Genomic DNA, 6,856 nt, shown 5'->3' with positions numbered 1-6,856 from the left:
GATTGGCGAGGCCGATACCCTGGAAAAGCTCGAAGCCCTGCTGCCATGGAACGTCCCGCTGGAGCCGATTGCAAAAAAAGTGGCGCAATACGGTAAAGGCAAGTAGGTCGATTTAACGGCGCTTACGTTATTTTAAGCTCAGGATTATATGTAGTTTTCTTTCAAAAAAATGAGAAATGCCTCTCTTTTTAGGTATTACCCATAAAGTTTTTAAGTTTTTTATCAAAAATATTTAATAAGAATTATTCGCTGATTGGCTAATGGCGCGAAATGGTTAGAAAAACTAATCATAAAGTTGGTGGTGATGCGTTGTTTTATAACGATTTTCCGCATCGTATGAGAATTTCCATTCCCATAATCCTGAACGTTGATGTGGTAATAATTATTGAAATAAAAGCATTTTTTCATAAAAAAGGGGCCTGTGTGGCCCCTTTGCTTTGCGCTGATCAGATGCGGAACATGCCGACCTGATTGCTCAGTTCACCTGAAATATTTTTCAGTTGCTCAGACAGATGGCGAGAGCTGTCGGCGTCTACCGCCAGTTCGTCCGAGACATCCTTGACTGCCTGGATGTTGCGGCTGACCTCGTCGGTCACGGCGCGTTGCTCCTCGGCGGCACTGGAGATCTGGGTGGCCATGTCGGAGATCTGGTTGATGGAGGCGGTGATCTGCTCCAGCGCCTGAGTCGCATCGTTCGCATCTTCTACGCTGTTCTGGGCCAGCAGCTGGCCTTCGTGCATGGTGCTGACCGCGCCCTGGGTGTTGCGTTGCAGTGTCTCTATCATGCTGCGGATCTCGACGGTGGAGCTGTGGGTACGCTGTGACAGCACCCGCACCTCGTCGGCCACCACGGCAAAGCCACGGCCCTGTTCGCCGGCCCGTGCCGCCTCGATGGCGGCGTTCAGCGCCAGCAGGTTGGTCTGCTCGGCTATGCCTTGAATGGTGGAGAGTATGGTGTTGATCTCCTGCGCGTTCTTCTCCAGTTCCTGAATGATGCCGGAAGCCTGTTTGACCTGGGTGGCGAGATCCGTGATGGAACGCTGGTTGCGGGCGATGACCTGCTTGCCATGATCACAGCTGCCGGCGGAGCTGCGGGCCGCATCTGCGGTCTGCTCTGCGTTGCTGGCCACTTCCACTGCGGTGGCGGACATCTCGTGCACTGCGGTGGCGATCTGGGAGATCTCGTTCTGTTGACGTGCCAGACCCTGGCTGGATTTCTCCGCCATGTTGTGAGAGGAGTTGGCCTGCTGGTTCAGCTGGCTGGAAGAGTTGGAGATATCCTGCACCATCACGTGGATGCGATCGATGAAGGTGTTGAGGTGCTTGGCTACAATCCCCACCTCATCTTCACGCTCGATCTTGACACGACGAGTCAGGTCACCGTTGCCGCGAGAGAGGTCGGCGATGGCCTCCCCCAGAGTTTTAAGCGGGGCCAGGGAGCTGTTGATGGCCACATAGGAGAAGCCGGCCACGATGAGAATGGTCAGCAGGCCTTGCAGCAGGGCGGAGGTGACCATGCGTGACACGGACTGATAAGCAACCGCCTCATCCACCACTATGCCGAAATACCAGTTGGTATTGGGGATCTCGGTCAGGTCGAACACGCTTGGCTTACCGCTGATCTCCATCTCGGAGATGGTGTTGTCATGGGCCAGCTCGTTGACCTTGGCGGCAGTCAGAAGAGGGGAGAGGGAGGTGGCCTGTTTGAGGGTCAGCCCCTTGTCCGGGTGAGCAATGATGGTGCCATTACTGTCCATCAGGAGGGCGTAGGTACCCTCCGAGCTGATGGCCAGTACATCGCGTATCAGCGCATCGATGGAGACGTCACCGGCGATCACCCCCTGGGTATTGCCGCGGGTGAAGGGCTCGGCGATGGTGATGATGAGCTGACCCGTGGTGATGTCAGCATAGGGGGCTGTCACCACCATCTTGCCTGCCGCGATGGCATCCCTGTACCAGGGACGTTGACGGGGGTCATAGCCGGCCGGCAAATTGGTCGGCCTGCTCTGGATCATCTTGCCATCTTTCGTGCCCACATAGATGAGATTGAAATTGCCGGCGTTCATGGCCTGGGCCAGATGGCTGACAGGTTCATCTTCCTTGGTGAAGGCATCCTTGGTGGCGGTGACTATGCTCATCCGGGCGTCCAGCCAGCGGGAGATGCCTTTCACATTGGCAGCCGAGCTGTCGTTGATAAAACTCCAGATCAGTCGTTGGGTTTCGTTTCTCAGTTGGGTGGTGTTGTACCAGACCTGCAGGCCTGTGATGACCAGGATAATGACCCCGATGGCGAGGACAAGCTTGTTCTTGATGGATAAGTTCATATTTACATCCTTGTGAGCGTCAGTCTGCGATGTGTTGTTTTATTGTTATGAGCAAACTGTTATCGGCCAAAGTAGAACTTTTTGTATCCCGGTACGTGCGATAAATGTATAGCCTAAGTCAGCGTTTATCGGTCACCTGCCGAAATAAGGCGTCCGATCAGGCTGGCGGAAGGAAGCGATCTGGCCGGTTGGTAAATATCCCGTCCACCCCCATGGCGACCAGTGCAGCAAGATCGGCAGTATGATCGACCGTATAGACCAGTACCTTTAATCCCCGTCGATGGGCATCCATGACCAGTGCTGCGTCGACAAAGTCCACGTCGCAGTTGAGCGACCAGGCTCCGAGCTCGGCAGCAAACTCGGCCAGGGTGAACGGAATCGTGGCAGTCAGTGCCCCAAGCCGGATCTCGGGTCGCAAGGCGGCAAAACGAGCCAGTTCCGGGTGGTGGAAGGAGGAGACGACCCAGTGCGCTGGCGTGAAGCCCAGCTGTGCCTCGGCGCGGCGGGTCAGCACGGCCACCTCGTCGGCTGTTTGCGCTCCTTTCAGCTCGATATGCAGCTCGGCGCGACCGGCAATTGCTTCCATCACCTGCCACAGGGTAGGGATAGGCTCTCCTTCTCCTGCATCAAGTCCTGCCAGATAGGCACGGGATTGCGCCGTCAGCACGCCGCCACCGTTCGTGCAACGATCCAGTCGCCGGTCGTGAAATACCCACAGCTCGCCGTCAGCCTGCTGTACGTCTATCTCTATGGCCTGGGCTCCCAGTGCCAGTGCCAGCCGAATGGCCTTGAGGGTATTTTCCGGCGCCAGCCCGCTGGCTCCGCGATGGGCGATGATCTGCATGATATGGCTCCTGTTGCACCCTGCTCAGGCGCGGCTCAGTCGAATGTCGATCTGCTGGTGCGGCAGCCCCAGCCCCTGTTGTTGCAGCTTCTCCAGCACCAGCGAGTGCACCTCGTGAGTGATGGGCATGCGGTGATCCATGCTGTTCACATAGATCCGGATCTCGTAGATCAGCGCCGAGTCGGTAAATTCGATCAGAAATACCTCGGGGGAGGGGGTCTCCAGCACCAGGGTGGAGGCCCGGATCGACTCTTCCAGAATGGTCTGTATTCGCCTTGGCTCCTGGGTCAGGCCGATGCGGATGCGCAGCCGTACCCGGGTGATGGCATCGGACAGGGACCAGTTGATGAACTGCTCCGTGATGAACGCCTTGTTGGGGACGATGATCTCCTTGCGATCCCAATCCACTATGGTGGTTGCGCGGGTCTTGATCTTGGTCACTGTGCCGGTCAGCTCGCGGATGGTGACGGTATCGCCGAGCCGGATCGGTTTCTCGAACAGAATGATGAGACCGGAGACGAAGTTGGCGAAGATCTCCTGCAGGCCGAAACCGAGGCCAAGAGAGAGTGCCGCTACCATCCACTGCGCCTTGGACCAGTCGATGCCGAGGATGGAGAAGCCGCTCAGCGCCCCCACCACCAACACTATGTATTTGGTGACAGTGGTGATGGCAAAGCCGGTGCCGGGGGAGAGGCTCAGGTGCTGGAGCAGGGTCAGCTCCATCAGGCCCGGCAGGTTGCGGGCCGTGACCACGGTCAGGATGAAGGTAAATGCGGTCAGCATCAGATCCTGCAAGGTGATGGCGGAAAGTTGCTCTATGCCGCCAATCTTGTTGGTGACCTGCCACACCTCGATGCTGCGCAGGAAGCTGAACGCCGAGTTGAGTTCGGACCACTGCACCACCACCAGCATGGTGAAGCCCAGCATCAGCAGGGTGCGCACCAGCCCCAGCGACTGGGCACTGATGGTCTCGAGATCCAGCTCGGTATCTTCCACCACGTCAGGGATCTCCGAGCTGAGATCGTCGTGGCCCTCTTCCCGGCCACGCTGGGCCACTATCTCTGCGCGCTTGATCTTGGCCCGTTCGAAAGCGAGACGGCGGCGCTGGATCAACATCCAGCGGTGCGCCAGATAGTAGATGAGCAGGCAGCCCAGCCCCATCAGCAGGCTCAGCTCCAGCTGGCGCAGCAGAATGCGCGAGGTGTAGAAATAGCCGAGCAGAGAGCCTATCACCGCCAGCAGCGGGGCCATCATCAGGCTGTTCCAGATGAAATGGTGCAGCAGGTGGGGCTTGCTCATGTCGGCTTGGCCCCAGGTTAGCGGTAGCCGCTCCCGGTTGAGACGGGCGAAGAACAGCAGCAGCCAGAGGGCGCCGAGGATGAAGGCCATCCGGCCGAGGGAGTCGTAGAAGGCGTGATCCTGATAGCTGTTGGCCATCCCCTGCACGAAGAAGCTCGGGATGATCACCAGCAGCAGGGTGCGAAACTGGCCCCACACCTTCTGTACTCGCTCCTTCTGCCAGCGAAAATGCAGGATCAGGATCCCCTTCTCGAGCGTCAGGTGACGTGCCATCAAGAGTGCCAGCAGCAGGAACCAGATCTCGCCGAGGCCGCGGGCCACCGCCACTGCGAACGGATATTGCCAGGCGTCGTCGAGCAGGCCGCGCACCATCAGCACCATAGCGGGCAGCGGCAGGGAGGCAAGCAGGGAGCGCATCAGCAGCCGGCTGGTCAGGCTGAACTTGTCCTGGGTCACCTTGCCGATGCGTGGCGCTATGTGCTGGCTGAATTGGGTCAGATGGCGGGCCAGCTTGAACCAGCACCATGCCAGCACCAGGATGCCGATACCGGCGAAGGTGAGGGTGATGGGGTGGTTATCGGCAATGGCCTGGGGCAGTTGCAACCAGTTGACCGGGTTGAGGGCGAGGCCGAGGGCTGCCGGTACCCCGAGTAGCACGGCCGGGGTGAGCGGGCGCACATCCGGCATCCAGAACAGGTGGCTGGCGCTGAGATCGCGGATCTCGTCGATCTTGCTGTTCTGGCGACTGTAGAGCAGCTTGAGTCGGGTCAGCTCCTGGATCAGGCTGTCGGAGGCGTCGTTGAGGCGGGTCAGTAACTGCCGCCTGGCCTTGAGCAGGTTGTCGAGCACGGCCTGCTGGGATCGGTCGAGGGCCATGTCACCGGTGGCCATCAGTTGCTCGCGCATCTGGCGCGGATCCTTGAGTGCGTCCTGCTCTGTCTCGTACTGGTACTTGGCCATGCGCGCGTTGACGATGGCGGATTCCAGCTTGTCGAGCGGGAAGTAGGCCGGCAGATCGGAGAGCTTGCTGCGCAGGTTCTCGCCGTAGGCATTGCTGATCTGCAGCCACTCCATCTGCTCGCGCACCGAGTTGGCCAGATCGTTCAGGGCCGAGAGGTTCTTGTCGACGGCCCTTTGATCGTCCTGTACCCGCTCTATCTGATCTTCCAGCGCGCCGAGCTGGATGGAGAGCGCCTGGTTCTGCTGTTGCTGTTCCAGCAGCAGCGGCATGTCGGAGGTGAGCTGCTTGCGCATCCGCTCGCTCTCCGCCAGCGCCTGCTCCGTTTTCTCGCGCCGCAGCTGGTTTTGCTGGTTGAGCAGGCTGGTCTGCCACTCATCCTCGTCCGTGATGGCGAGGTTGAGATCCTGCAACTTCAGCTTGCCGAGATCGTTGCGTTGCTGGGCAGAGAGCTGCTCCAGCTCCAGCATCTGGATCCGGTCTGACAGGCTCTGCTCCTTGAGGTGGGTGACCAGCTGCTTGGCCTCCTGCTGGCGGTCCGATTCACTGCTGAAGCTGAGCCGATCGAGCAGGGTGCGAGTCTGCTGCAACTGTTTGCGCAGCTCGTCGACCCGCAGGTGATACTCCTGGCCCGTGCTCTCCAGCTGGTTGAGGCTGTCCATCACAGCCTGGCGCTCCTTGCGCAGGTTGAGCTGGCGGTTGCTGCTCAGGCCGATGGCCTGGCGCAGCGCCTCCTCCTTCAGGGAGGAGAGCTGCGGGCGGGGCTGGGGCTGATAGTTGTGCAGGCGCTCCTTGAGGCGGGCCGACTCCTTGGGGTAGTCGATGAGGATCTGCTGATAGGCCTTGCCCTGCTCGCGATAGCGCTGGGCTTCCCGGGCAAATTGCAGCGCCTGCTGATAACTTTCCCGCAGCTTCTGGTTTTCTGGGGTGTCTGTTTTGGGCACGCTCTGCAGCAGCTCCTCCACCTCGGTGATAGCGTCATTGGCCTGAGCGAATACGGGGAAGAGGCAGAGGGAGATCAGCAGCAGGGAGAGCAGGCGTTGCAACATGGCGCACGTTTCCGTTCATGAGAGGTCGCCCTAGCCTAAAGCAGGGGCTGAGGCGGGTAAAGTTTTCCATATTAATGATTTGTAACATAAATAACGGGCGATCCGGACCATGTTTGGCTATTATTTCGGCCGTTTTTCCCTCCTTCGAGTATCTCATGTCTGCAGTCGATCTGGGCACAGCGCCCCTTTCCCGCCTGCTTTGGCGCTACGTCACACCGACCGTGGCCGCCATGCTGGTCACCGGCATCTATGTCACCATAGATGGTCGCCCCGGTTTGCCAAGCCTTCAATCGATGACGGTGAGTTAGGTTGAGATTGCAGCCATAGATCCGGACTGTGATCGAGGCTACTGCCTCTGTCCCTGATGGAATTCGCTGACTGG

The 6,856-nt window shown here is 58.9% G+C and carries 3 protein-coding genes and 1 pseudogene; 1 reads left to right on the top strand and 3 read right to left on the bottom strand.

The features are described 5' to 3' along the window. Positions 1 to 446: 446 nt before the first annotated feature. From GWQ22_RS20510 to mscM, 3 genes are all read right to left on the bottom strand, one after another. Positions 447 to 2,324, bottom strand: coding sequence for a methyl-accepting chemotaxis protein (locus GWQ22_RS20510; protein ID WP_275931490.1), 1,878 nt, complete (start codon positions 2,322 to 2,324; stop codon positions 447 to 449). Between the two features lie 157 nt (positions 2,325 to 2,481). Next, complete coding sequence (locus GWQ22_RS20505; protein WP_212512987.1) at positions 2,482 to 3,168, bottom strand: glycerophosphodiester phosphodiesterase; 687 nt, start codon at positions 3,166 to 3,168, stop codon at positions 2,482 to 2,484. Between the two features lie 24 nt (positions 3,169 to 3,192). Beyond that, on the bottom strand, positions 3,193 to 6,474 hold the full coding sequence (gene mscM, locus GWQ22_RS20500) for a miniconductance mechanosensitive channel MscM (RefSeq protein ID WP_275931489.1): 3,282 nt from the start codon (positions 6,472 to 6,474) through the stop codon (positions 3,193 to 3,195). A gap of 74 nt (positions 6,475 to 6,548) precedes the next feature. Here mscM and GWQ22_RS20495 point away from each other — a divergent pair. Beyond that, positions 6,549 to 6,740: pseudogene (locus GWQ22_RS20495) on the top strand (MATE family efflux transporter); the annotation flags it as partial. Positions 6,741 to 6,856 lie beyond the last annotated feature (116 nt).

Origin of the sequence: Aeromonas sp. 1HA1, assembly GCF_029237385.1 — a bacterium.
In the GTDB taxonomy this organism is placed as follows: Bacteria; Pseudomonadota; Gammaproteobacteria; order Enterobacterales; family Aeromonadaceae; genus Aeromonas; species Aeromonas popoffii.
Note: the sequence above shows the minus strand (reverse complement) of the source record. Positions and strands in the feature narration are given on the sequence as shown.

Excerpts from the sequence above, each read along its gene's own strand:
- GWQ22_RS20510 (WP_275931490.1), bottom strand. The coding sequence starts at position 2,324 with ATGAACTTATCCATCAAGAACAAGCTTGTCCTCGCCATCGGGGTCATT.
- GWQ22_RS20505 (WP_212512987.1), bottom strand. The coding sequence starts at position 3,168 with ATGCAGATCATCGCCCATCGCGGAGCCAGCGGGCTGGCGCCGGAAAAT.
- mscM (WP_275931489.1), bottom strand. The coding sequence starts at position 6,474 with ATGTTGCAACGCCTGCTCTCCCTGCTGCTGATCTCCCTCTGCCTCTTC.